Raw genomic sequence first — 25,829 nt, forward strand, 5'->3', positions numbered from 1 at the left:
GATCTCGTTACAGATCCAAATATCCATTATTATTTCCATACAGATATTTTCTGTAACCAGCTGAATCCCGATTTTTCTGTCCATCTGTATGGGTTGTTCAGCGCCTCGCCACCGGAGTATGCCCATGACCCTCTATGTCAACCTGGCTGAATTGCTGGGCTCACGCATCGAACAAGGCTTCTATCGCCCCGGTGATCGCTTGCCTTCGGTGCGCGCCTTGAGCGCTGAACATGGGGTCAGCCTGAGCACCGTGCAGCAGGCCTACCGGGTACTGGAAGACAATGGGCTGGCAACGCCGAAACCCAAGTCAGGCTATTTCGTCAGCAATGGTCGTGAACTGCCGGCGCTACCAGCCGTAGGCCGGCCAGCCCAACGCCCAGTGGAAATTTCCCAGTGGGACCAAGTGATCGAGCTGATCCGCAACCCGCCTCGCAAGGACGTGGTGCAACTGGGCCGCGGCATGCCCGACATCAGCAGCCCCACGCTCAAGCCATTGCTGCGCAGCCTGGCCCAGATCAGTCGACGGCAGGACATGCCAGGCATGTACTACGACACCATCTACGGCATCCTCGCCCTGCGCGAACAGGTCGCCCGCTTGTTGCTGGACTCCGGCTGCCATCTGGGCGCCGAAGACCTGGTCATTACCACCGGCTGCCATGAGGCCTTGTCCAGCAGCATCCGGGCAGTGTGCGAGCCGGGGGATATCGTCGCGGTGGACTCGCCCAGCTTCCATGGCGCCATGCAAACCCTCAAGGGCCTGGGTATGAAAGCACTGGAGATCCCCACCGATCCCGTCACGGGCATCAGCTTGGAGGCGCTGGAACTGGCGCTGGAACAGTGGCCCATCAAACTCATCCAGATCACCCCCAACTGCAATAACCCGCTGGGCTACATCATGCCCGAAGCACGCAAACGGGCCCTGTTGACCCTTGCCCAGCGCTACGACGTGGCGATCATCGAAGACGATGTCTACGGCGAATTGGCCTACACCTACCCGCGCCCGCGCACCATCAAGTCGTTCGACGAAGACGGCCGTGTATTGCTTTGCAGTTCCTTTTCCAAAACCCTGGCACCCGGCCTGCGCATCGGCTGGGTGGCACCGGGCCGCTATCTTGAGCGAGTGCTGCACATGAAATACATTGGCACCGGCTGCACTGCCACCCAACCACAGCTGGCCATCGCGGACTTTTTGGCCGGCGGTCATTTCGAACCTCATGTGCGCCGCATGCGCAGCCAGTACCAGCGCAGCCGCGACCAGATGATCGATTGGGTCACCCGCTATTTCCCCGCGGGCACCCGCGCCAGCCGGCCCATGGGGGGCTTCATGTTGTGGGTGGAATTACCGGAAAGTTTCGACACGCTGCGCCTGAACCGAGCTTTACTGGAGCAGGGTGTGCAAATTGCCGTGGGCAGCATCTTCTCGGCCTCGGGCAAGTATCGAAACTGTCTGCGGATGAACTTTGCCTCCCGTGCCAACGTCGAGATCGAGGCGGCGGTAAAAAAGGTCGGCGCCATGGCCGCGCAGTTGTTGGCCGAAATCGACCCGCACCCGCCCGCTCAACTTGATCCCACAGGCCGCCGCTAAGGAGCGACGTTGCGAATTTCATGGCTCCTGCCTTTCCTGCTAGCGCTGGGGCTTGGCCTCGGCGGCTGCGCAAGCACCAATGGCCCGCGCCACCCCAGCGACGCCCTGCCCGCCAGTGAGTCGGCATTCGGCCGCTCGGTGCAGGCCCAGGCCGCCAGCCATCAGGGCCGCTCGGGCTTTCGCCTGCTGTCCAACAGCGTGGAGGCATTCAGCGCCCGCGCCGAGCTGATTCGTAACGCCCAAACCAGCCTCGATTTGCAGTACTACATCGTGCACGACGGGCTCAGCACCCGCGCGTTGGTGGACGAATTGCTCAAGGCCGCCGACCGTGGCGTGCGCGTGCGCATCCTGCTCGACGACACCACCAGCGATGGCCTCGACGAAGTCATCGCCACGCTGGCCCAGCACCCCAATATTCACATCCGCCTGTTCAACCCCCTGCACCTGGGCCGCGCCACCGGGGTAACCCGTGCCATGGGGCGGCTGTTCAACCTGTCGCAACAACACCGGCGCATGCACAACAAACTGTGGATCGCCGACAACAGCATGGCTATCGTCGGCGGCCGCAACCTGGGTGATGAATACTTCGACGCCGAGCCCAACCTCAACTTCACTGACATCGACATGCTCAGTGCAGGGCCCGCCGCCGAGCAGTTGGGCAAAAGCTTCGACCAATACTGGAACAGTGCGCTGAGCCGGTCGATCGGTGAGTTCCTCTACCACCAGCGCACGCCCCAGGACCTGGTCAAGACCCGTGCGCGCCTGCACGCCTGGCTCGCCGACGCCCATCAACAGCATCCGGCGCTGTACGAGCGCCTGATGCGCTATCGCGACGCCCCACGCATGGATATCTGGCGCAATGAACTGATCTGGGCCTACAGCCAAGTATTGTGGGATGCGCCCAGCAAGGTCCTGTCCAACGACGAACCCGACCCAAGCCTGTTGCTAACCACGCAGCTCAAGCCCGACCTTGAGAACGTAAAGAGTGAGCTCATGCTGGTTTCAGCCTACTTCGTGCCCCGCGAGCCAGGCCTGGTCTACCTGACCGGGCTGGCCGATTCAGGCGTGTCGGTCACGCTGCTGACCAACTCGCTGGAAGCCACCGACGTGCCTGCCGTGCATGGCGGCTACGCCCCTTACCGCAAAGCCCTGCTGGAGCACGGTGTGCAAGTGTACGAGCTGCGCCGCCAACCCGGCGATCGCAGCAAGATCCGCTTTACCGGCGCCTCGGACTCAAGCCTGCATAGCAAGGCGATAATCTTCGACCGCAAGAAAGCCTTTATTGGCTCGTTCAACTTCGACCCCCGCTCGGTCTTGTGGAACACCGAGGTCGGCGTGCTGGTCGACAGCCCGGAGCTGGCCGAGCACGTTCGCGCGCTGGCGTTGCAGGGCATGTCGCCCGCGCTCAGCTACCACGCCCGCCTGGAGCAGGGCAAAGTGGTCTGGGTGACCGAAGACAACCACCACCTGCACACCCTGCACACCGAGCCAGGCGACTGGTGGCGCCGCTTCAATGCCTGGATGAGCAGCGCCGTGGGCCTGGAGAAAATGCTCTAGGCCGGCAGCTCCAGCGATTGCGGCCGCCGGGCCAGCAACACCAGGCCAAAGGCACCCGCTGCCATCAGCAACGGCAGGGCGTGGCCGCTGACCCACTGGCTACCGGCGCCGGCCACCAACGGCCCGATCAGGCAACCGATCCCCCACAGCTGCGCGACATGGGCATTGGCCCGCACCAGCGCGTCATCACGGTAACGCTCGCCAATCAACACCAGCGACAAGGTAAACAAGCCCCCCGCGCTGGCGCCAAACAGCACCCAAAGCGGCCAGATCAGCGGTGTATCGAGCAACAGCGGGATCGCCAGGCTGGACAGCATCAGCGTCACTGCGCAGCCGGAAAACAGCGTGCGCCGCGACATGCGATCGGCCATTGCGCCGATCGGCAACTGCAGCAAGGCATCGCCCACTACCACCGTGCTGACCATGTACAACGCGACCTGCGAACTGAAGCCCTGCTGCAGGCAGTACACCGGCAGCAGTGTCAAAATCATCGCCTCGAAGGCCGCGAACAGGGCAATGGCCCAGGCAATGACCGGCAGCCTGTAGCAAAAGCCGGCCAGGTCACGCAGGGTCACGCTGCACGATTCGGTACTGGGCGCGCCACTTCGGCCCAGCAGCAACAACGGCGCAAAAACCAGCAAGGCGCCGCCAAACCAGAAACCAAAATCGCTGTCGGTGCCCAAGGCGCCCAGCAACAATGGGCCGCACAGCTGGCTCAGCGCATAGCTGCTGCCATACAGCGCCACCAAGCGCCCACGCCACTGCTCCACGACGATCTGGTTGATCCAGCTTTCGCCGAGGATGAACACGATGGTCAGCACCATGCCGATCAACAGGCGCAAGGCCAGCCATACCGGGTAGCTGGGCAACAGCGCGAGCAAACCAATGGACAGCGCCCCGCCCCACAGGCACAGGCGCATCAAGCCGGGAGTGCCGAAATAGGCCGCCAGGCGGCTGGACAGGCTGGCGCCCAACAGCACGCCGATGGCAGGCATCGATGCCATGACACCGATCGCAAACGGGCCGTAGCCCCAGGTTTCAAGCCGCAACGACACCAACGGCATACTCACGCCCAACGCCAGGCCTACGCTCAATACGGCGCTCAGCACAGCGAAATACGTACCCCAACGCATGACCACGCTCCTGTGGGTAATTGCAGAGACGACACAGCCGGGCTTCCTGGGTAGGAAAGCCCGGCTGTGCAGGCGGCCCCGTTGACGGGCCGCGAACGGCTGAACCTTACAACTTGATCCAGGTAGCCTTGAGCTCGGTGTACTTGTCGAACGCGTGCAGCGACTTGTCGCGGCCGTTACCCGACTGCTTGAAGCCGCCGAACGGTGCAGTCATGTCCCCGCCGTCGTACTGGTTGACCCACACGCTGCCGGCACGCAGTGCCTTGGCGGTGAGGTGCCCCTTGGACAGGTCGGCAGTCCATACCGCAGCGGCCAAGCCGTACGGCGTATCGTTGGCAATGTTGATCGCCTCTTCGACGGTGTCGAAGGTGATGACCGACAGCACCGGGCCAAAGATTTCTTCCTGGGCGATCTTCATGGCGTTGTTCACGCCATCGAAAATCGTCGGCTCCACGTAGGTGCCGCCGGTTTCCTGCAGGATGCGCTTGCCACCTACCAGCAACTTGGCGCCATCGCTGTGGCCCGCCTCGATGTAGGACAGCACGGTGTTCATCTGCTGGGTATCCACCAGGGCGCCCACGGTGGTTTCCGGGTCCAGCGGGTTACCTGGTTTCCAGGCCTTCAGGGCCTCGAGCACCAGCGGCAGGAATGTGTCCTTGATCGAACGCTCCACCAACAGGCGCGAGCCTGCGGTGCAGACTTCACCTTGGTTGAAGGCAATGGCGCTGGCTGCCGATTCTGCCGCCGCCTGCAGGTTCGGCGCATCGGCGAAGACGATGTTCGGGCTTTTGCCGCCGGCTTCCAGCCACACGCGCTTCATGTTCGACTCACCGGAATAGATCATCAACTGCTTGGCGATCTTGGTGGAGCCGGTAAACACCAGGGTATCAACGTCCATGTGCAGGGCCAGGGCCTTGCCCACGGTGTGGCCATAACCTGGCAGCACGTTCAGCACGCCTTTCGGAATGCCGGCCTCGACCGCCAGTTGGGCGATGCGGATGGCCGTCAACGGCGATTTTTCAGACGGCTTAAGGATCACCGAGTTACCGGTCGACAGCGCCGGGCCGAGCTTCCAGCAGGCCATCATCAGCGGGAAGTTCCACGGCACGATGGCGCCGACCACACCCACTGGCTCACGCGTCACCAGGCCCAGTTGGTCGTGGGGGGTGGCGGCAACTTCGTCGTAAATCTTGTCGATCGCCTCGCCGCTCCAGCTCAGCGCGTTGGCTGCGCCAGGCACGTCGATGCCCAGCGAGTCGCTGATCGGCTTGCCCATGTCCAGGGTTTCCAGCAGCGCCAGCTCTTGGGCGTTCTGCTTGAGCAAACCTGCGAAGCGAATCATGGTGGACTTGCGTTTGGCCGGAGCCATGCGCGACCACACGCCGGAATTGAACGTGGCGCGGGCGTTTTCCACGGCACGCTTGGCGTCGGCTTCGTCGCAACTGGCAATGTTCGCCAGGAGGCGGCCGTCGACCGGGCTGATGCACTCGAAGGTGGCATTCGAGACAGCGGCGGTGTATTCGCCGTTGATGAATGCACGGCCTTCGATCTTCAGTTCCTGGGCACGCTTTTCCCAGTCGGCACGAGTCAAAGTGGTCATACGAATCCCCTCCTGTTATTGGGTTGGGAGCGCCCGCGACGGATTCGCGCACGCCTGCAAAAAATTCCCGCTTGGCAGCATAGCCGCCGATAGCACCCACCACCCTAAACCACCGGCACTAATCTTTTCAATATAATTGACACAAGCGCGCCAAAAGCCTACTCATGTTCGTTTTATTAAACAACAAAGGGGGAAATCCTGTGAGTATCGAAACCATCGTCGACTTTGGCCAAGCCACCACGGCCGCAGAGCGCTACCGCCCAGCTGCCGAAAAAGTGCTCAAGGGCGATCCCGAGCAAGCGGTGTTCAACCACTTCGAAAGCCCGTGCGGCCAGATGAACGCTGGCGTTTGGGAAGGTGCTGTCGGCCAGTGGACGGTCAACTACACGGAGCACGAATACTGCGAGATCCTGCAGGGCGTGTCTGTGCTGCGTGACCAGGACGGCAACGCCAAGACACTGCGGGTGGGTGATCGCTTCGTCATCCCAGCCGGCTTTCGTGGCACGTGGGAGGTGCTGCAAGCCTGCCGCAAGATCTATGTGATCTTCGAACAGAAGGATTAATTACCCTCTGCACGGGCACAGAGCGAAGCAAACATGATGCGGGCGTCCACAAGGACTCAATCGATTACAAGGAAGCCCCTGATGACCAATGACGAAGCATTAGCCGCACTCGGCCACCTGATCGGCAGCCGCTATGTGCCCAGCATCAAAAGCTACATCAGTGAGCTGACCCAGCGCCCGCGCATTGTCGGCCCCAACGAAATGTCGACCAAGGAATACGACACCACGCGCATTCACATCGCAGCGGATGCCGCCGGCACTATCGTGTCGTTCCATTTCGGCTGATGTAGCTCGCAAAGCATAAAAAAAGGCCCGTATCGTGAGATACGGGCCTTTTTTCATCGGGCGAAATCAATTACTTGATTTTGCCTTCTTTGTAGATCACGTGCTTACGAACAACCGGATCAAATTTCTTGATCTCGATTTTGTCCGGAGTAGTGCGCTTGTTCTTGTCGGTAGTGTAGAAATGACCAGTACCGGCACTCGAAATCAAACGAATCAATTCACGCATGATTAGCTCCCTTAGACCTTAGCGCCAGCAAGGCGAATTTCGGCCAGCACGACATCAATGCCACGCTTGTCGATGATACGCATGCCTTTGGCAGATACGCGCAGACGCACGAAACGCTTCTCGGACTCGACCCAGAAGCGGTGATGCTGCAGGTTCGGCAGGAAACGACGACGGGTTTTGTTGTTTGCGTGGGAAATGTTATTCCCAGTCACCGGACCCTTACCGGTAACTTGACATACTCTCGACATGCCTCAGCCCTCTAAAACCACATGCCCAACCCGGCATGGGTTGGCCGCTTATCTCTCAGTCATTTGGCGCCAGGCGCCGCGTTTCTTCAGGGGTCTTACCAGCCTCGCACAATGGCAAAGGACCGGGCCCCTAGAAAAGAGCGCTGCTTTATACCAGAAAGACTGGCTTGCAACAACACTCACTGCGCTTTGAATCGTCTCGAACAACCGCTCTGGCGCCGTATATGCCGCCCCTGCTGGGCGCGTTGGCTGCCAACCGCTCGTCGCTCGATTATGAAAAAATTGGATAGTCATTTGCCCAAGAGATCTCTAGGGTAGAACTTTTCCAGACTGCACAGGCAGATGGGCCATCGATAAGCCAAGGAATTTCCCCATGCGTCTTGCGATTCTACCACTCTTGTTCGCCCCCCTGCTCAGCCCCGTGCTGGCCCATGCCGCGGCGCTGACGGTGTGCACCGAAGCCAGCCCCGAGGGCTTCGACGTGGTGCAGTACAACTCGCTGACCACCACCAACGCCTCGGCCGACGTGCTGATGAACCGGCTGGTCGATTTTGACGCAGGCAAAGGCAAAGTCATTGCCAGCCTTGCAGACAGCTGGGACATTTCGGCCGACGGCCTGACGTACCAGTTCAAGCTGCACCCGGGGGTCAAATTCCACCAGACCGACTATTTCAAGCCCACGCGCGAGCTGAACGCGCAGGACGTGGTGTTCAGCTTCGAGCGCATGCTTGACCCGGCCAATCCTTGGCACAAAGTGGCCCAAAGCGGCTTCCCCCATGCCCAGTCGATGCAACTGCCCAGCCTGATCAAAAAGATCGACGCTCCCGACCCGTTGACCGTGCGCTTTACCCTGAACCATGCCGACTCGACGTTCCTGGCCACCCTGAGCATGGGTTTCGCCTCGATCTATTCGGCCGAGTACGCCGACCAACTGCTCAAGCAAGGCGCCCAGGAAAAACTCAACAGCCAGCCGATCGGCACCGGGCCGTTCATTTTCAGCCGGTTCCAGAAAGATGCCGTGGTGCGCTACAAGGCCAACCCGGACTACTTTGGCGGCAAGCCCGCAGTCGACCCACTGATTTTCGCGATCACCACTGACGCCAACGTGCGCCTGCAGAAGCTGCGCCGCAACGAATGCCAGATCGCTCTGTCGCCCAAACCCTTGGACATCGGCACCGCCAGCCAGGACCCTGACCTGAAGGTGGTCAAGACGCCGGCGTTCATGACCGCCTTTGTCGCCCTCAATAGCCAGCACCCACCGCTGGACAAGCCTGAAGTGCGCCAGGCCATCAACCTGGCATTCGACAAGCAGAGCTACCTCAAGGCCGTGTTCGAGGGCACGGCGGTCGCGGCCAATGGCGTTTACCCACCCAATACCTGGAGCTACGCCAAGGACCTGCCCGGCTACGCCCATGACCCGGAAAAAGCCCGCCAACTGCTGGCCAAGGCCGGCCTCAAGGATGGTTTCAGCACCACCATCTGGACGCGCCCGTCCGGCAGCCTGCTGAACCCCAACCCCAGCCTGGGCGCGCAGATGCTGCAAGCGGACCTGGCCAAGGTTGGCATCAAGGCCCAGATCCGCGTCATCGAATGGGGCGAATTGATCCGCCGCGCCAAAGCCGGCGAACATGACTTGCTGTTCATGGGCTGGGCCGGCGACAACGGCGACCCGGACAACTTCCTCACCCCGCAGTTTTCCTGCGCCGCCGTGCAGTCAGGTACTAACTTCGCCCGCTATTGCGACAAAGGCCTGGATCAGTTGATCAGCGCAGGCAAGGCCAAGAGCGACCAGGCCGAGCGCAGCAAGCTTTACCACCAAGCCCAGCAGCAGATCCAGGAACAGGCCCTGTGGCTGCCGCTGGCGCACCCCAGCGCTGCGGTATTGACCCGCAGCACCGTCAATGGCTACGAGGCCAGCCCCTTTGGCCGCCAGGACTTCTCGAAGGTGACGGTCGGGAAATAGGGCATTACCCCCAGCCATACTCCTTCATCGACAATGGGTCACCCTCTCCGATGATGAAATGGTCCAGCACCCGCACATCCACGTAGGCCAGCGCCTCCTTGAGGCGCTTGGTCAGCACGAAGTCGGCCTGGCTGGGTTCGTTGTGCCCTGATGGATGGTTGTGGGCCAGGATCAGCGCCGCCGCGTTGTTGGCCAAGGCACGCTTGATCACTTGGCGTGGATAGATCGCGGCACTGTCGATCGACCCCCTGAACAGCGCTTCGAAGCCCAGCGGACGATGCTTGGAATCCAGAAACAGGCAGCCGAACACTTCGTGATCTTCGTGGCGCAACATGGACTTCAGGTAGGAGCGCACGGCCTCCGGGCTTTCCAGGGCGGATTCGCCCTGCATGCGCTCGGCCAGGTGCCGGCGGCCCATTTCCATGACGGCTTGTAACTGCGCAAATTTCGCCGGGCCCAAACCCAACTCTGCACTGAACGTTTGCTGGTCGGATTCAAGTAAAGCGCGCAGGCTGCCGAATTGATGCAGCAGGTGTCTGGCAAGGTCCACGGCGCTTTTCCCCTGCACGCCGGTGCGCAGGAAGATCGCCAGCAACTCGGCGTCCGAAAGAACGCTCGCCCCCCACGCCAACAGCTTCTCCCGCGGACGCTCCGCCGCGGGCCAGTCTCGAATACTCATCGCATTTCCCTGCCTGTTTGCCTCGCTGTTCCATAGCGAGCGCTGTGCTATCTTAGCCCATCTTTTTTGCGCGGCGATCTGGCCCGGGGAGGCGCCGTCGCCGTCGCGTAATCATTGGATCTAAAGGCAGACCTATGCAGCGGCTGTATCGGAAACGCATCGTTCTGGGCGTGGGCGGCGGCATTGCCGCCTACAAAAGCGCCGAGCTGGTTCGCCGACTTATCGACCAGGGCGCCGAAGTGCGCGTGGTCATGACCCGTGGTGGCAGCGAGTTCATCACGCCGCTGACCCTGCAGGCACTGTCCGGCCACCCCGTGCACCTGGACCTGCTGGACCCGGCTGCCGAGGCCGCGATGGGCCATATCGAGCTGGCCAAGTGGGCCGACCTGGTGCTGATCGCGCCCGCCACGGCCGACTTGATCGCGCGCCTGGCCCAAGGCCTTGCCAACGACCTGCTGACCACCCTGGTACTGGCCACCGACGCCACCGTGGCCCTGGCCCCGGCAATGAACCAGGCCATGTGGCGTGACCCGGCCACCCAGGCCAACCTGCAAGTGCTGCAAAGCCGCGACTTTCGCGTGTTCGGCCCCGCTTCCGGGAGCCAGGCGTGCGGCGACGTCGGCCTGGGCCGCATGCTCGAAGCCACCGAGCTTGCGCAGTGCGCCGCCGATTGCTTCCAGCGCCAGGCGCTGACCGGTAAGCACGTGGTGATTACCGCAGGCCCTACCCAGGAAAACATCGACCCGGTGCGCTACATCACCAACCACAGCTCCGGCAAGATGGGCTTCGCCCTGGCCGAAGCGGCGGTGGAAGCCGGTGCCCGCGTAACCCTGATTACCGGCCCCGTGCACTTGCCCACCCCGGATCGCGTCAACCGCATCGACGTGGTCAGCGCCCGTGACATGCTCGCCGCCTGCGAGGCGGCGATCCCCTGTGACGTGTTCATCGCTTCGGCTGCGGTCGCCGACTACCGCCCGGAAGTCGTGGCCCCGCAAAAACTCAAGAAAGACCCTACCACCGGCGACGGCCTGCTGCTGCAGATGGTGCGCAACCCGGACATCCTGGCGACCATCGCCACTCGTCCGGACCGCCCGTTCAGCGTGGGTTTTGCCGCCGAGACCGAGCATTTGCTCGACTACGCTGCACGCAAACTGAAGAGCAAGAACCTCGACATGATCGTCGCCAACGACGTGGCCAATCCCAGCATTGGCTTCAACAGCGAAGAAAATGCCTGCAGCGTGATTGACCGGGAGTTGAACGTGACTCTCTTCGCCCAGACCAGCAAAGGCAAGATTGCCCGCCAGCTGATCACTTTTATCGCCCAACGGCTCGACCAGGTTTAACCATGCACGCTTTGCAAGCCAAGATTCTCGACCCTCGCATCGGCAATGAATTCCCACTGCCGCAATACGCCACGCCTGGCTCCGCCGGCCTCGACCTGCGCGCCATGCTCAAGCAAGACACCGTGCTGGAGCCGGGCCAGACCCTACTGATTCCTACCGGCCTGTCGATATACATTGGCGACCCTGGCTTGGCGGCAATGATCCTGCCGCGCTCCGGCCTGGGCCACAAACACGGCATCGTGCTGGGCAACCTGGTCGGCTTGATCGACTCGGATTACCAGGGTGAACTGATGGTGTCCTGCTGGAACCGTGGCCAAAACGCGTTCAACATCGCGGTAGGCGAGCGCATTGCGCAATTGGTGCTGGTACCGGTGGTGCAAGCCCATTTCGAGCTGGTCGAGACGTTCGACGAAAGCCAACGCGGTGCAGGCGGTTTCGGCCACTCCGGCAGTCATTGACTACGCTGGATACACCCGTTTGCATCGGCCCTTACGGCTGGAACGACGCTTTGCACTTCAGGATGAACACCGCGAGGACGTTATTTGAAAGCCTTTACCCGAAGCGACGGTGCCCAAAAGCAGGCCGAAACCGCTGAAACCCAGGCCCTCAGGCCCGGGCTGATGGTGGTCGCGGTCGCCGTGCTGGTGGCAGCGGCATTGGTGTGGCTGGGCCTGCCCGGCCCCTCCGCCCAAGCCCAACGCCTGCAATTGGCCCGGGCGCTCGCTCAGGGCCAGGCCAGCGAACTGCAGCGCAACCTTGCGCAGTTGGCCGAGCAAACCAACGCTGCGGCACGCACCCCCGAGGTGCTGCAGGCCTTGCGCAGCCAAGACCCCGGGCAAATCCAGCGGGCCGAACAGGCACTGCGCTTTGGCCCAGGCGTTGTAGATGCCAAGCTCACCCCCAGTGGCCAGGCCGAACTGGACAACAGCCGCCTCGCACCCTTGAATTTTTCCGCCTTGGACATGATTCGCCAGGCCGAATCGGGCAAGAACCCGCCCATTGAAGCCTTGAAAGTCGCCGACCAGTGGCTGCTCTACAATGTGGTCCCCGTTGGCTCGCCCGCCATCGGGACCTTGCTGGTCACTTACGACCTGCACCGGCTGACGTCAGCACTCGCCAGCCTGCCCCCGGAAGCGGGCGCAATCTCCCTGCAACAGCAGTTCAACGATGGGCCGGCGCAGGTCCTGTACCAACAAGGCATCGGGGCCAACTGGCCAGCCTTGACCTTCTCGGCAGGCACGCCCAACCTCAGCCTGGCGTTTACCCCTGGCCAGGCCTACCAGGCGCCGCTACCGTGGGCCGGCGCAGTCCTTTGGCTGCTGGCGATACTGGTGATCATGGGCGCCGCCTGGGTTGCCATCACCCAGGCCTCGCGACGCCTGCACGGGCAGATCGCCGGCGACGTCCGACAGTTGACCCAGTTGATTCAAGAACTCTCTGGCGGAAAAGCCGTCAAAGCCTTCAGTTTGAGCCTGCCAGAGCTTAATGTCCTGGCTCAAGCCTTGGCCAAACTGTCGCTGCGGGGTGCGCCGGCCACTGCCATCAAGCCCGCAGCCGATACCACGCCAGGGCCACTGCCCGGCGATGATCCGGCGGCGGCCCAGGCCAGCATTACCCCTGAGCACCGGGCAAGCCCGCTGTTTCAAGACACCGATATTCTCGATATCGACATACTCGATGAAGACCAGGAATTCCTGAGAACGGAGCACCACCCAGCTATGAATAGCCCAGCGCAAGTGGCACCCAAATTCCCTGACAGCATCTTCCGTGCATACGACATCCGTGGCGTGGTCGGCAAAGACCTGACGGCCGAGACTGCCTACTGGATCGGCCGTGCCATTGGCACACAAAGCCTGGCCCAGGGCGAGCCGAACGTATCGGTTGGTCGCGACGGCCGCCTGTCTGGCCCGATGCTGGTACAGCAATTGATCCAAGGCCTGGCCGACAGTGGCTGCCAGGTCAGCGACGTGGGCCTGGTACCGACCCCGGCGCTGTACTACGCCGCCAATGTGCTGGCTGGCAAATCCGGTGTCATGCTCACTGGTAGCCACAACCCGCCTGACTACAACGGTTTCAAGATCGTGATCGCCGGCGACACCCTCGCCAACGAGCAGATCCAGGCCCTGCATGACCGCCTGAAAACCAACGACCTGAGCAGCGGCAAGGGCAGCATCGAGAAGGTCGAGATCCTGGACCGCTACTTCAAGCAGATCCGCGACGATATCGTGCTGGCCAAGAAGCTCAAGGTGGTGGTGGACTGCGGCAACGGCGCCGCCGGCGTGATTGCACCGCAACTGATCGAGGCCCTGGGCTGCGAAGTGATCCCGCTGTTCTGCGACGTGGACGGCAACTTCCCCAACCACCACCCGGATCCGGGCAAGCCTGAAAACCTGGTCGACCTGATTGCCAAGGTCAAGGAAACCAATGCCGACCTGGGCCTGGCCTTCGATGGCGACGGCGACCGCGTCGGCGTGGTGACCAATAAGGGCACCATCGTGTTCCCGGACCGCCTGCTGATGTTGTTTGCCAAGGACGTGGTGTCGCGCAACCCTGGCGCCGACATCATCTTCGACGTCAAATGCACCCGCCGCCTCACCCCGCTGATCACCAGCTACGGTGGCCGCCCGGTGATGTGGAAAACCGGCCACTCGCTGATCAAAAAACAGATGAAAGTCAGCGGCGCGCTGCTGGCCGGTGAAATGAGCGGGCACATCTTCTTCAAGGAGCGCTGGTTCGGCTTTGATGACGGCATCTACAGCGCCGCACGCCTGCTGGAGATCCTCAGCCAAGAGAAAACCACCGCCGAAGAGCTGTTCGACGCCTTCCCGAATGATATTTCTACGCCGGAAATCAATATACATGTGACCGACGAGAATAAATTCAGCATCATTGACGCGCTGCAAAGCGACGCACAGTGGGGCGAAGCCAACCTGACCACCATCGACGGTGTGCGGGTCGACTACCCCAAGGGTTGGGGCCTGGTTCGCGCCTCCAACACGACCCCTGTGCTGGTACTGCGTTTCGAAGCCGACGATCAGGCCGAGCTCGAACGCATCCAGGAAGTGTTCCGCGCCCAGCTCAAAGCCGTTGCCCCTGACCTCCAACTACCGTTCTGATTGTTCCACTGGAGCCCTGCATGACCCTCGAACGCGATGCCGCCACCAACACCGCCAAGGTTTTGTCCGAAGCGCTGCCTTACATCCGCCGCTTTGTCGGCAAGACGCTGGTGATCAAATACGGCGGCAACGCTATGGAGAGCGAAGAGCTGAAAACCGGCTTCGCTCGCGACATCGTGCTGATGAAGGCCGTGGGCATCAACCCGGTGGTCGTGCACGGCGGCGGCCCACAGATTGGTGATCTGCTCAAGCGCCTGTCCATCGAAAGCCACTTCATCGATGGCATGCGCGTGACCGATGCGGCGACCATGGACGTGGTTGAAATGGTGCTCGGCGGCCAGGTAAACAAGGACATCGTCAACCTGATCAACCGCCATGGCGGCAGCGCCATCGGCCTGACCGGCAAGGACGCGGAACTGATCCGCGCGAAAAAGCTGACGGTATCCCGCCAGACGCCGGAAATGACCAAGCCGGAAATCATCGACATCGGCCACGTGGGCGAAGTGGTCGGGGTTAACACCGACCTGCTTAACATGCTGGTGAAGGGCGATTTCATCCCGGTGATCGCGCCAATTGGCGTGGGCCCTGAAGGCGAGTCCTACAACATCAACGCCGATCTGGTTGCCGGTAAAGTGGCCGAGGCCCTGAAGGCCGAGAAATTGATCCTGCTGACCAATATCTCCGGCCTGATGAACAAGGAAGGCGAAGTACTGACCGGCTTGAACACCGAGCAGGTCAACGGCCTGATCGCCGACGGCACCATCTACGGCGGCATGCTGCCCAAGATTCGTTGTGCGCTGGAGGCGGTGCAAGGCGGCGTCAACAGCTCGCACATCATCGACGGCCGCGTACCCAACGCCGTATTGCTGGAGATCTTCACCGATATCGGCATGGGCACCATGATCAGCAATCGCAAGCGTCACTGATTACGGCTGATCAAAAAAACGCCGCGCTGCATGACCTGCACCGCGGCGTTTTTTTTCGCCGATCAATCCGCGCCTGGTGGCCTGCTCAATACTTGCGCCAACCGTGCGCGATCCTCGGCGAACGCCTGCTCGACCTGCGGCCGGGAGGCTTGGCAATCGGCAATTTTTGCCATCACTCGGGCACGCTCTTCACGCAACCTGGCCACCTGGTCCAACAGTACCTGAGGCACTTGCCGGCCGTTACGCTCCTGGTCGGCAGCCTGAGCCTGCACGGCATCCTGCTGTGCCTGCAAGGTTTGCAGGTTGCCGTTGGCCACGGCAATCATGCCGTCGACCTCGGCCAACTTGCGCGCACGGGCCCGGTCCAGGTCATCAAGGCTTGAGTATTGGCGCAACAACTGGGCATCGGCTATCGCCTGGTCGCGCGCCTTGATCTGCGCGCGCACCTCATCGGCACTCGGCGCCGGGGGCACGGTCTGGATGACCCGCCCCTGCTGGTTGAGTACCTGGTAACCCTTGGCGACCACATCGGGCGGCACGCCTTGGCGGTCGAGCACGGTGACGCCACGGCTGTCGATATAGCGATACAGCACGAAACCAGGCGTGTCGGCAGCCATCGACGGCAAGGATGCCAGGCACCCCCACGTCAACCACAGCAGCCGCCAGCCTTTACGCATGCATCAGATACCGTACTGGGCGCGGTAAGCCTGAACGGCCGGGAGGTGCTGCTTGAGCGAGGCGTCATCGGCCAGGAACTCCAGCACCTGGTCCAGCGAAACGATGCTGACCACAGGAATGGCGAAGTCGCGCTCCACTTCCTGGATGGCCGACAGCTCGCCGTTGCCACGTTCCTGGCGATTCAAGGCGATCAGCACGCCCGCCGCCTTGGCGTTCTGGGCAGTGATGATCTGCATCACTTCGCGAATCGCCGTGCCTGCGGTGATTACGTCGTCGATGATCAGGATATCGCCGGTCAGTGGCGCACCTACCAGGCTGCCGCCTTCACCGTGATCCTTGGCCTCCTTGCGGTTGAAACACCAAGGGATATCGATGCCATGGTGCTCGGCCAAGGCCACAGCAGTGGCTGCCGCCAAGGGGATGCCCTTGTAGGCTGGGCCAAACAGCACGTCGAAGGCGATGCCGCTCTCGACCACGGCTGCCGCGTAGTACTTGCCCAACTGGGCCAGGGCGGCACCGCTGCTGAACAGGCCGGCATTGAAGAAATAAGGACTGGTGCGCCCGGATTTCAGGGTGAATTCACCGAAACGCAGAACGCCGCGGTCGATGGCAAAACGAATGAAGTCGCGCTGATAGGCGTGCATGAAAAAGTCCCGATTACCACGGATTTAGCTAATTAGGTAGAGCTCGGGTATCATACACGCACGAGATTTTTGGGGCCATTTATGCGGATCATCAGTGTGAACGTTAATGGTATTCATGCGGCAGTCGAACGAGGTCTCCTCAGTTGGCTGCAAGCACAGAATGCCGACGTCATCTGCCTGCAGGATACTCGTGCCTCCGCCTTTGAACTGGACGACCCAGCCTTCCAATTGGATGGCTACTTCCTTTATGCATGCGATGCCGAAGTTCCCGCCCAAGGTGGCGTGGCACTTTACTCGCGCTTGCAACCCAAGGCGGTAATCAGCGGCCTCGGCTTCGAGACAGCCGACCGCTACGGGCGCTACCTGCAAGCAGATTTCGACAAATTGAGCATCGCCACCTTGCTGCTCCCCTCGGGGCAGAACGGCGATGAAGACTTGAATCAGAAATTCAAGTTGATGGACGACTTCGCCAAGTACTTGGACAAGCAGCGCCGCAAGCGTCGCGAATACATCTACTGCGGCTCGCTGTACGTCGCCCAGCAAAAGCTGGACATCAAGAACTGGCGCGACAGCCAGCAGTCTCCAGGCTTCCTGGCGCCGGAACGCGCCTGGATGGACGAGATCGTTGGCAACATGGGCTATGTCGATGCCTTGCGCGAAGTCAGCCGTGAAGGCGACCAGTACAGCTGGTGGCCCGACAACGAGCAGGCCGAGATGCTCAACCTGGGCTGGCGGTTCGACTATCAGCTGCTGACCCCAGGCCTGCGCCGCTTCGTTCGCAGCGCGCGCCTGCCGCGCCAGCCGCGGTTCTCCCAGCATGCGCCACTGATCGTGGACTATGACTGGACCTTGACCATCTAAAAGGTCAAGACGCAAAAAAGCCGACCCTGGTGGTCGGCTTTTTTGTGCCCGCCCCGGTAGGAGCGGTTTTATCCGCGAAAGCTTTAGTCAGCCAACGCCGCCGTTTGCAGCTCAAACAGATCGGTCATGCCCTTCTGTGCCAACGCCAGCATGGCGTTCAGCTCTGCAGGCTGGAACGGCGCGCCCTCGGCGGTGCCCTGCACCTCGATGAAACCACCGGCGCTGGTCATCACCACGTTCAGGTCGGTCTCGGCGGCCGAGTCTTCCAGGTAGTCCAGGTCCAGTACCGGCTCGCCCTGGTACATGCCCACCGACACAGCGCTGATCATGTGCTTGAGCGGGTCGCCACCTTTCAGGCCGCCACGTTTCTTGATCACTTTCAAAGCGTCGACCAAGGCCACCATCGCGCCGGTAATGGACGCGGTGCGGGTGCCGCCGTCAGCCTGGATCACGTCGCAATCGACGTACAGGGTAACGTCGCCCAGCTTGGACATGTCCAGGGCTGCGCGCAGCGAGCGACCGATCAAGCGCTGGATTTCCAGGGTACGGCCGCCTTGCTTGCCACGGCTGGCTTCACGCTGGTTACGCTCGCCGGTAGCGCGCGGCAGCATGCCGTATTCGGCGGTCAACCAACCTTGGCCCTGGCCTTTGAGGAAGCGCGGCACGCCGTTTTCGACGCTGACCGTGCAAATGACCTTGGTGTCACCGAACTCGACCAGTACAGACCCCTCGGCATGCTTGGTGTAGTTGCGGGTGATGCGGATCGAGCGGAGCTGATCGGCAGCGCGACCACTTGGACGTTTCATCTGGGATACCTGTACTGGAGGACATAAAACTGCCGAGCATTGTAGCAGCAGAAGCCGCCGGCGTGCGGGCAGGCCATCGCCGGATGTTTCGGCCAAACGGTCAACATTCCGAGACATCGCCACATTGGGCGTGGTGGCCTGGTTGCGCTACAATCCTGCGCCTTTGCAGCCATCCGGCTTTCAACCCCTACTGCGAGGTACTCACCATGGTGCATAGCATGACTGCCTTCGCCCGCGTCGAGCGGGCCGTTGCCCTGGGTACCCTCAGTTGGGAGCTGCGCTCGGTAAACCACCGCTACCTTGAACCGCACCTGCGTTTGCCCGAGGCGTTCCGCGACCTCGAAGGCGCCGTGCGCGAGGCCCTGCGCCAGGGCATTTCGCGCGGCAAGGTCGAGTGCACCCTGCGTTTCAACGAAGAAAGCACCGGCAAACCGCTGCAGGTCGACCGCGAGCGTGCCGCGCAACTGGTGGCCGCCGCCGAGACCGTGGCCAGCCTGATCAAGCAACCAGCGGCCCTCAACCCACTGGAAGTACTGGCCTGGCCCGGCGTACTGGTAGCCGACGCCGCCGACCCGCAGGCGTTGAACCTGGAAGCCACCTCGCTGTTTGCCGAAGCACTCAACGAACTCAAGGCCGGCCGTGACCGCGAAGGCATGGAGCTGGCCAAACTGATCAACGACCGCCTGGACGCCATGACCACCGAAGTGGCGATGCTGCGCACCATGGTGCCGCACATGCTGGCCACCCAACGGCAGAAAATCCTCGACCGCTTCGCCGACATGCAGGCCGAACTCGACCCCCAGCGCCTGGAGCAAGAATTGGTGTTGCTGGCGCAAAAAAGCGATGTCGCCGAAGAACTCGACCGCCTCAGCACCCACGTCACCGAAGTGCGACGCGTGCTCAAGGCCGGCGGCGCGGCAGGCCGGCGCCTGGACTTCCTGATGCAGGAACTCAACCGAGAAGCGAATACACTAGGCTCCAAGGCCTTCGACCCGCGCAGCACCCAGGCTGCGGTCAACCTCAAGGTGTTGATCGAGCAGATGCGTGAACAAGTGCAGAATATTGAGTAAGGCAACCCCGAAATGACCCACAGCACCGGCACCCTTTATATCGTCTCCGCCCCTTCGGGCGCAGGCAAGACCAGCCTGGTAAAGGCCCTGATCGACGCACAGCCGAGCATTCGCGTCTCGGTTTCGCACACCACCCGCGCCATGCGCCCGGGCGAAGTCAACGGGGTGAACTACCACTTCGTCGACCGTGCCGAATTCGTGCGCATGATCGAGCATGGCGATTTCCTGGAGCAGGCCGAAGTGTTCGGCAACCTCTATGGCACCTCGCAAAGCACCCTGCAACAAACCCTGGACGAAGGCCACGACCTGATCCTGGAAATCGACTGGCAGGGCGCCGAGCAAGTGCGCAAATTGATGCCCGAGGCCCGTTCGATCTTCATTCTGCCGCCGACCCAACAGGCCTTGCGCCAGCGCCTGACCAACCGTGGCCAGGACAGCGACGAGATCATCGAGGGGCGCATGCGCGAAGCCGTCAGCGAAATGAGCCACTACGTGGAATATGATTTCCTGGTGATCAACGATGACTTCGCCTCGGCACTGGAAGACCTGAAGGCGATTTTCCGCGCCAACCGCCTGCTGCAAAAGCCTCAGCAACAGCGTTTTACTGAATTGCTGAGCCAATTACTGGCGTGAATGAAGCTTTCCGCGCTGCGATCAAGTACCTTAGAGGTGTCTGCGCAGGGGCTGGCAGCGTTGTTGCAAAAACAGCGCTTCCCTAAACGCTGGTGATTTTTTAAACTATCGAGTCCGCTCGCCCATCCGGGCGGCGCGCATACTGCATTTTGCTACGAGGAAGACCATGGCCCGCGTAACCGTTGAAGACTGTCTAGAACACGTGGATAACCGCTTTGAGCTGGTCATGCTGTCTACCAAGCGTGCCCGTCAACTGGCTACCGGCGGCAAAGAGCCGAAGCTGGCATGGGAAAACGACAAGCCTACCGTTATGGCACTGCGCGAAATCGCTGCTGGCCTGATGGATTACGCTGTCATCGCAGAAGCTGAAATCGTCGAAGACGAGCCGCTGTTCGCAGCGTTCGAGGACGAGTCCAACGAGGCCGTCTAAGCCTATGCCTGGTCGACGTAGTACGGCGCAGGGCAAACGCAATCGGCAGGAGGTCATCCTTTGCCGAGCATAGACGCCCTCGCCGATCGCTTGTCGGCCTACCTCGGCCATGACCAGGTCAACCTGGTCCGCCGAGCGTATTTCTACGCAGAACAAGCCCACGACGGCCAACGCCGGCGCAGCGGCGAGCCCTATGTCACGCACCCGCTGGCAGTGGCGAATATTCTTGCCGACATGCACATGGACCATCAGAGCCTGATGGCGGCCATGCTGCATGACGTGATCGAAGACACCGGCATAGCCAAAGAGGCGCTCTGCGCGCAGTTTGGCGAAACCGTGGCCGAATTGGTCGATGGTGTCAGCAAGCTGACCCAGATGAACTTCGAGACCAAGGCCGAGGCCCAGGCCGAAAACTTCCAGAAGATGGCCATGGCCATGGCCCGCGATATTCGCGTGATCTTGGTCAAGCTGGCCGACCGCCTGCACAACATGCGCACCCTGGAAGTCCTGTCCGGCGAAAAGCGCCGGCGCATCGCCAAGGAAACCCTGGAAATCTACGCCCCCATCGCCAACCGGCTGGGCATGCACAACGTGCGCGTCGAATTCGAAGACCTGGGTTTCAAGGCCATGTACCCGATGCGCTCGGCGCGCATCCTCCAGGCGGTCAAGCGCGCGCGCGGCAACCGCAAGGAAATCGTCAACAAGATCGAGCAGTCCCTGAGCCATTGCCTGGCCGTGGACGGCATCGAGGGCGATGTCAGCGGACGGCAAAAGCACATCTATGGCATCTACAAGAAGATGCGCGGCAAGCGCCGCGCCTTCAACGAAATCATGGATGTGTACGCGTTCCGCATCGTGGTCGACAAGGTCGATACCTGCTACCGCGTACTCGGCGCCGTACATAATTTGTACAAGCCGTTGCCCGGCCGCTTCAAGGACTACATCGCGATCCCCAAAGCCAACGGCTACCAATCGCTGCATACCACGTTGTTCGGCATGCACGGCGTACCGATCGAGATCCAGATCCGCACCCGTGAAATGGAAGAGATGGCCAACAACGGCATCGCCGCCCATTGGCTGTACAAGTCCAGCGACGACGAGCAACCCAAGGGCACCCACGCCCGCGCGCGCCAATGGGTCAAGGGCGTGCTGGAGATGCAGCAACGTGCCGGCAACTCGCTGGAATTCATCGAAAGCGTGAAGATCGACCTGTTCCCGGACGAGGTCTACGTATTCACGCCCAAAGGCCGCATCATGGAGCTGCCCAAAGGCTCCACCGCGGTCGACTTCGCCTACGCGGTGCATACCGACGTGGGTAACAGCTGCATTGCCTGCCGCATCAACCGTCGCCTGGCGCCGCTGTCCGAACCGCTGCAAAGCGGCTCCACGGTAGAGATCGTCAGCGCACCGGGGGCCCGACCCAATCCGGCCTGGCTCAACTTCGTGGTCACCGGCAAGGCGCGCACACATATCCGCCATGCACTCAAGCTGCAGCGTCGCTCCGAGTCCATCAGCCTGGGCGAACGCCTGCTGAACAAGGTACTCAATGGTTTCGATAGCGCGCTGGAGCGCATTCCGGTCGAGCGCGTGCAGGCGATGCTCACCGAATACCGCCTGGAAGTCATCGAAGATCTGCTCGAAGACATTGGCCTGGGCAACCGCATGGCATACGTGGTGGCGCGGCGCCTGCTGGCCAGCGAAGGCGAGCAACTGCCAAGCCCGGAGGGCCCGCTGGCAATCCGCGGCACCGAAGGCCTGGTACTGAGCTTCGCCAAATGCTGCACGCCGATCCCGGGCGACCCGATTGTCGGGCACCTGTCGGCCGGCAAGGGCATGGTTGTGCACCTGGAAAACTGCCGCAACATCAGCGAAATCCGCCACAACCCGGAAAAATGCATCCAGTTGTCCTGGGCCAAGGATGTCACCGGCGAATTCAACGTCGAGCTGCGCGTGGAGCTTGAACACCAGCGCGGCCTGATTGCCCTGCTGGCCAGTAGCGTCAACGCGGCCGACGGCAACATCGAGAAGATCAGCATGGACGAGCGCGATGGCCGCATCAGCGTGGTCCAACTGGTCGTCAGCGTGCACGACCGCGTGCACCTGGCGCGCGTGATCAAGAAACTGCGCGCCTTGACCGGCGTCATCCGTATCACCCGAATGCGCGCCTAAAGGTTTTTGCCCCTCAATTCCAAGGAGTCCTTCATGACCAAGACAGTTATCACCAGCGACAAAGCCCCTGCTGCCATCGGTACCTACTCGCAGGCCATCAAAGCTGGCAATACCGTCTACATGTCCGGTCAGATCCCGCTCGATCCAAAAACCATGGAACTGGTGGAAGGCTTCGAAGCCCAGACCGTTCAGGTTTTCGAAAACCTGAAGTCGGTGGCAGAAGCCGCTGGCGGCTCGTTCAAGGACATCGTCAAGCTGAACATCTTCCTGACCGACCTGAGCCACTTCGCCAAGGTCAACGAAGTGATGGGCCGTTACTTCGAACAGCCATACCCTGCCCGCGCCGCCATCGGCGTGGCCGCCCTGCCCAAGGGTGCACAAGTTGAAATGGACGCGATCCTCGTCATCGAGTGATTCGCCCGGCGCGACCGCCCAGGTTGCGCCGATTTCGTACTCAAAGGACTACTTCATGCGTAAAGCGCTAGCTTTCTCCTTGCTCGCGGCGATTCTCGGTGGCTGTGCCAGCAACCCTGCAGACCGGGACATCGGCGGCACCTGGATCAACCAGGCGGCCATCGACGCCGCATCCAAAGGTGGCTCCCTGCGCGAAGCACTGCAAGCCAATGGCCCGAACCTGGAATGGGACGTGAACACCAAGGCCGGCCAGGCTCGCTATACCAATGGTTTTGAAAATGTCGAAGGCAAACTGGTGGATGACCAGTCTGGCACCTGGAAGGTCGACTTCTACGGTAGCTCCGCCAGCGAACTGCGCCGTGACGGCCGCTCGTTGCATCAGGCCGCGACCGAGAACGAGCCAGACCAGACCTTCGAGCAAGCCAAGGACCCAGCCCCGGAAGGCGCCCCGCTGGGTGCCAACTTCGAGCGCGCGCTGTACGGCAGCTACCTGGGCGGCAGCTGGAAAATTGCCAGCGGGCCCGGCGAAGGCAGCACCGTGCAATTCCAGAGCGACGGCTCGGTACAGGGCTTGCCTGGCGCTGACCGCTATGCGTTGTGCCTAGCGGGTGATTGCGCTTCGATGAGCGGCGGCAATGACACGATTTGGCTGCAACAGGCCGGCCAAGGCAACTCATGGGTCTTTACCCGCAAGGGCAAGAAGCTGGATATCTTCCAGGCCGTGAACAATGCCCACGCCGACGAAATGCCCACGCTGTCGCCAGGTGCGCAGCAATGGGAGCTGGTCAAGCAATAGGCCTTTTCTGTAGGAGCGGATTCATCCGCGAAGGCCGCGCCGCGTGATACCTCATGGATCGCGGCGCTCTTTTCGCAAAGGCTCCTACACAATGGTCAAGCGCCGAGGATAGCCCCGTAACCTTCGCGGTAGCTGGGGTATTGCGGCGCCCAGCCCAAAGCCCGTGCCTTGGCGTTGCTACAGCGCTTGCTGCCGGTGCGGCGCACGCTTTCAACCTCCGACCAATCGCTGACCCCAAGATGCTCGCGCAGCCAGGCCACCACCTCGGCCAGTGGCGCCGGGCTGTCATCCACGCCGATGTAGCAATCGCCAACAGGCTCACCGCGCGCATCTGCCTGCAACAGAAAAGCCAACAAACCGGCCGCATCGTCGCTGTGGATGCGGTTACCGTATAAAGGCGGCTCCTCGGCCACCCGATACCCCTGCCGAACCTGAGTCAGCAGGCGTTCGCGCCCTGGCCCGTAGATCCCGGTCAGGCGCACCACGGTGGCGGGGAAACCACAGCCGCGCACCACCTGCTCGGCCTCCAGCATCAACCGCCCGGAAAAGCCCGCAGGCTGGGTAGGCGATTGCTCATCCACCCATTCCCCGCCCTGCTGCTCATAGACACTGCTGCTGGACACGAAAATGACCCGCTCAGGTGCCTGGCCAAAATCGTCCAGCCACTCCAGCACGTGCTTCACGCCCTCGACGTAGGCGGCGCGATAGCCGGCCTCGTCGTGCTGGCTGGCGGCAACGCAGTACACCAGGTAATCCACCGCATCGATCGGCCAGGTGTCCGGTGCGTCGCGCGAAAACAGATCACCCGGGATACCGATCACCCCCTCGGGCAACTTCGAGGCGTCGCGGCGCAGTCCATAGACCTGCCACTGGGCGGCCAGCAACTGGCGCGCCAGGCGGCTTCCAACATCACCGCAACCGGCGATTACAACGGTGGGCGCGGACATCGTGCAGCTCCTTGATCATGGATTTCGACCTGTTCCAGCTCGTCTGGCAACAGGTAGGGAAGACAGAAAAACAGTCGTAACGCTTTTGTTAACAAGAATTACTTGCAATAATGGCCGACCATTTTGTTCTCGGCCCCGCGAGGCTTGGCAGAACAACCACCTCATTCTCTTCGTTCAGGTCCGGCCAGCATGACTCGTATTCTACCTCCCGCTTCGCCAACCCGCAGTGTGTCCCGTCCATGGCGCGGTATCGCAGCCCTGGTCATCGGCCTCGCGCTGACGCCGGCCGCCTTCGCCGACGAACCTGCCAACCAGAGCCACACCGCACCGGCTGCCGCTGCTGCAGCGGCGCCAGCCAACAGCGCCGAGGCTGCGGCCCTGCCAAGCGATGCTCCGGTTGTGGCCGAAGACGCCAGCAGCGATGAGCCTACCGTTGATACCGGCTTCGGCATCGGCCACGATCTGTCCCCATGGGGCATGTTCCAGAACGCCGATATCATCGTCAAAATCGTGATGATCGGCCTGGCAATCGCATCGATCATCACCTGGACCATCTGGATCGCCAAGGGCTTCGAACTACTGGGCGCCAAGCGCCGCCTGCGTGGCGAAATCGCCAACCTGAAAAAGGCCACTACCCTCAAGGCTGCCGCCGAAACCGCCAGCAAGCCAGGCACCCTGGCCCATTTGCTGGTACAGGACGCCATGGAAGAGATGCACCTGTCGGTCAACAGCCGCGAGCGTGAAGGCATCAAGGAACGCGTCAGCTTCCGCCTGGAGCGCCTGGTGGCTGCCTGCGGTCGCAACATGAGCAACGGTACCGGCGTATTGGCCACCATCGGCTCCACCGCGCCGTTCGTCGGTCTATTCGGCACCGTGTGGGGCATCATGAACAGCTTCATCGGCATCGCCAAAACCCAGACCACCAACCTCGCCGTGGTTGCCCCAGGCATCGCCGAGGCCCTGCTGGCCACCGCGTTGGGCCTGGTTGCCGCGATCCCGGCCGTGGTCATCTACAACGTCTTCGCCCGCTCCATCGCCGGTTACAAGGCGCAGGTTTCGGACGCCTCCGCACAGGTCCTGCTGCTGGTCAGCCGCGACCTGGACCATCAGCCGGCCGAGCGCTCCGCTCCGCCGCACATGGTCAAACTGGGGTAATC

The 25,829-nt window shown here is 61.7% G+C and carries 26 protein-coding genes; 17 read left to right on the top strand and 9 right to left on the bottom strand.

Going from position 1 to position 25,829, the window contains the following annotated elements:
* Window positions 1–124: 124 nt before the first annotated feature.
* Window positions 125–1,585, top strand: coding sequence for an aminotransferase-like domain-containing protein (locus L9B60_RS10820; protein WP_249678479.1), 1,461 nt, complete (start codon window positions 125–127; stop codon window positions 1,583–1,585).
* A gap of 9 nt (window positions 1,586–1,594) precedes the next feature.
* Window positions 1,595–3,142, top strand: coding sequence for a phospholipase D family protein (locus L9B60_RS10825; protein WP_249678480.1), 1,548 nt, complete (start codon window positions 1,595–1,597; stop codon window positions 3,140–3,142).
* Here the strand turns inward: L9B60_RS10825 and L9B60_RS10830 are convergent.
* Both L9B60_RS10830 and L9B60_RS10835 read right to left on the bottom strand, forming a co-directional pair.
* Window positions 3,139–4,275, bottom strand: coding sequence for an MFS transporter (locus tag L9B60_RS10830; RefSeq protein WP_249678482.1), 1,137 nt, complete (start codon window positions 4,273–4,275; stop codon window positions 3,139–3,141). The genes L9B60_RS10825 and L9B60_RS10830 overlap by 4 nt on opposite strands.
* Before the next feature lie 106 nt (window positions 4,276–4,381).
* Complete coding sequence (locus L9B60_RS10835; protein ID WP_249678484.1) at window positions 4,382–5,875, bottom strand: aldehyde dehydrogenase; 1,494 nt, start codon at window positions 5,873–5,875, stop codon at window positions 4,382–4,384.
* A 200-nt stretch (window positions 5,876–6,075) separates the two neighbouring features.
* Here L9B60_RS10835 and L9B60_RS10840 point away from each other — a divergent pair, with 200 nt between their 5' ends.
* Together L9B60_RS10840 and L9B60_RS10845 are read left to right on the top strand one after the other, a co-directional pair.
* Complete coding sequence (locus tag L9B60_RS10840) at window positions 6,076–6,438, top strand: cupin domain-containing protein (protein WP_249678485.1); 363 nt, start codon at window positions 6,076–6,078, stop codon at window positions 6,436–6,438.
* 81 nt (window positions 6,439–6,519) lie between these two features.
* On the top strand, window positions 6,520–6,723 hold the full coding sequence (locus tag L9B60_RS10845) for a hypothetical protein (protein WP_249678486.1): 204 nt from the start codon (window positions 6,520–6,522) through the stop codon (window positions 6,721–6,723).
* A 70-nt stretch (window positions 6,724–6,793) separates the two neighbouring features.
* On the opposite strand, the gene rpmG is transcribed toward L9B60_RS10845, so the two are convergent.
* Together rpmG and rpmB are read right to left on the bottom strand one after the other, a co-directional pair.
* Entirely contained in the window at window positions 6,794–6,949 is a 156-nt protein-coding gene (gene rpmG, locus L9B60_RS10850) for a 50S ribosomal protein L33 (protein ID WP_007894709.1), read from the bottom strand.
* Between the two features lie 11 nt (window positions 6,950–6,960).
* Window positions 6,961–7,197, bottom strand: coding sequence for a 50S ribosomal protein L28 (rpmB, locus tag L9B60_RS10855; RefSeq protein WP_249678487.1), 237 nt, complete (start codon window positions 7,195–7,197; stop codon window positions 6,961–6,963).
* A gap of 373 nt (window positions 7,198–7,570) precedes the next feature.
* On the opposite strand from rpmB, the gene L9B60_RS10860 reads away from it, so the two are divergent.
* Window positions 7,571–9,160: an ABC transporter substrate-binding protein gene (locus L9B60_RS10860; protein WP_249678489.1), complete on the top strand. Its 1,590-nt coding sequence runs from the start codon at window positions 7,571–7,573 to the stop codon at window positions 9,158–9,160.
* Window positions 9,161–9,164: 4 nt separating this feature from the next.
* Here L9B60_RS10860 and radC read toward each other — a convergent pair whose 3' ends face one another.
* Window positions 9,165–9,839, bottom strand: coding sequence for a RadC family protein (gene radC / locus L9B60_RS10865; RefSeq protein WP_249678491.1), 675 nt, complete (start codon window positions 9,837–9,839; stop codon window positions 9,165–9,167).
* Between the two features lie 134 nt (window positions 9,840–9,973).
* On the opposite strand from radC, the gene coaBC reads away from it, so the two are divergent.
* The 4 genes from coaBC to argB all read left to right on the top strand — a co-directional run bounded on the left by coaBC (window position 9,974) and on the right by argB (window position 15,224).
* Window positions 9,974–11,182, top strand: coding sequence for a bifunctional phosphopantothenoylcysteine decarboxylase/phosphopantothenate--cysteine ligase CoaBC (gene coaBC, locus L9B60_RS10870; RefSeq protein ID WP_249678496.1), 1,209 nt, complete (start codon window positions 9,974–9,976; stop codon window positions 11,180–11,182).
* Window positions 11,183–11,184: 2 nt separating this feature from the next.
* Window positions 11,185–11,640 (top strand): dUTP diphosphatase, encoded by a 456-nt coding sequence (gene dut, locus L9B60_RS10875; protein ID WP_249678497.1) that lies wholly within the window; start codon window positions 11,185–11,187, stop codon window positions 11,638–11,640.
* 1,260 nt (window positions 11,641–12,900) lie between these two features.
* Entirely contained in the window at window positions 12,901–14,298 is a 1,398-nt protein-coding gene (gene algC, locus L9B60_RS10880; RefSeq protein ID WP_249679707.1) for a phosphomannomutase/phosphoglucomutase, read from the top strand.
* 20 nt (window positions 14,299–14,318) lie between these two features.
* A complete protein-coding gene (gene argB, locus L9B60_RS10885) occupies window positions 14,319–15,224 on the top strand; it encodes an acetylglutamate kinase (RefSeq protein WP_249678498.1) in 906 nt (301 codons plus the stop codon).
* 62 nt (window positions 15,225–15,286) lie between these two features.
* Here the strand turns inward: argB and L9B60_RS10890 are convergent, their stop codons facing one another.
* A complete protein-coding gene (locus L9B60_RS10890) occupies window positions 15,287–15,901 on the bottom strand; it encodes a DUF4124 domain-containing protein (RefSeq protein ID WP_249678499.1) in 615 nt (204 codons plus the stop codon).
* Between the two features lie 3 nt (window positions 15,902–15,904).
* Entirely contained in the window at window positions 15,905–16,546 is a 642-nt protein-coding gene (pyrE, locus tag L9B60_RS10895; RefSeq protein ID WP_249678500.1) for an orotate phosphoribosyltransferase, read from the bottom strand.
* 81 nt (window positions 16,547–16,627) lie between these two features.
* Here pyrE and crc point away from each other — a divergent pair, with 81 nt between their 5' ends.
* Window positions 16,628–17,407: a catabolite repression control protein Crc gene (gene crc / locus L9B60_RS10900; RefSeq protein ID WP_249678501.1), complete on the top strand. Its 780-nt coding sequence runs from the start codon at window positions 16,628–16,630 to the stop codon at window positions 17,405–17,407.
* 83 nt (window positions 17,408–17,490) lie between these two features.
* On the opposite strand, the gene rph is transcribed toward crc, so the two are convergent.
* The gene (gene rph, locus L9B60_RS10905; protein WP_249678502.1) at window positions 17,491–18,213 is read right to left on the bottom strand and encodes a ribonuclease PH; all 723 of its coding nucleotides are present in this window, start codon (window positions 18,211–18,213) and stop codon (window positions 17,491–17,493) included.
* Window positions 18,214–18,419: 206 nt separating this feature from the next.
* Between rph and L9B60_RS10910 the strand changes: the two genes are divergently transcribed.
* From L9B60_RS10910 to L9B60_RS10935, 6 genes are all read left to right on the top strand, one after another.
* Complete coding sequence (locus L9B60_RS10910) at window positions 18,420–19,283, top strand: YicC/YloC family endoribonuclease (RefSeq protein ID WP_249678503.1); 864 nt, start codon at window positions 18,420–18,422, stop codon at window positions 19,281–19,283.
* 12 nt (window positions 19,284–19,295) lie between these two features.
* Window positions 19,296–19,916, top strand: a complete 621-nt coding sequence (gmk, locus tag L9B60_RS10915; RefSeq protein ID WP_249678504.1) for a guanylate kinase — start codon at window positions 19,296–19,298, stop codon at window positions 19,914–19,916.
* Between the two features lie 166 nt (window positions 19,917–20,082).
* Window positions 20,083–20,346, top strand: a complete 264-nt coding sequence (rpoZ, locus tag L9B60_RS10920; RefSeq protein WP_002551500.1) for a DNA-directed RNA polymerase subunit omega — start codon at window positions 20,083–20,085, stop codon at window positions 20,344–20,346.
* 60 nt (window positions 20,347–20,406) lie between these two features.
* The gene (gene spoT, locus L9B60_RS10925) at window positions 20,407–22,515 is read left to right on the top strand and encodes a bifunctional GTP diphosphokinase/guanosine-3',5'-bis pyrophosphate 3'-pyrophosphohydrolase (protein ID WP_249678505.1); all 2,109 of its coding nucleotides are present in this window, start codon (window positions 20,407–20,409) and stop codon (window positions 22,513–22,515) included.
* Between the two features lie 33 nt (window positions 22,516–22,548).
* Window positions 22,549–22,929 (top strand): RidA family protein, encoded by a 381-nt coding sequence (locus L9B60_RS10930; protein WP_249678506.1) that lies wholly within the window; start codon window positions 22,549–22,551, stop codon window positions 22,927–22,929.
* Window positions 22,930–22,984: 55 nt separating this feature from the next.
* Window positions 22,985–23,725 (top strand): hypothetical protein, encoded by a 741-nt coding sequence (locus tag L9B60_RS10935; protein ID WP_249678507.1) that lies wholly within the window; start codon window positions 22,985–22,987, stop codon window positions 23,723–23,725.
* A 95-nt stretch (window positions 23,726–23,820) separates the two neighbouring features.
* Here the strand turns inward: L9B60_RS10935 and L9B60_RS10940 are convergent, their stop codons facing one another.
* A complete protein-coding gene (locus tag L9B60_RS10940; protein ID WP_249678508.1) occupies window positions 23,821–24,672 on the bottom strand; it encodes an SDR family oxidoreductase in 852 nt (283 codons plus the stop codon).
* A gap of 189 nt (window positions 24,673–24,861) precedes the next feature.
* On the opposite strand from L9B60_RS10940, the gene exbB reads away from it, so the two are divergent.
* The gene (exbB, locus tag L9B60_RS10945) at window positions 24,862–25,827 is read left to right on the top strand and encodes a tonB-system energizer ExbB (protein WP_249678510.1); all 966 of its coding nucleotides are present in this window, start codon (window positions 24,862–24,864) and stop codon (window positions 25,825–25,827) included.
* Window positions 25,828–25,829 lie beyond the last annotated feature (2 nt).

Source organism: Pseudomonas abieticivorans (assembly GCF_023509015.1).
Classification (GTDB): Bacteria; Pseudomonadota; Gammaproteobacteria; order Pseudomonadales; family Pseudomonadaceae; genus Aquipseudomonas; species Aquipseudomonas abieticivorans.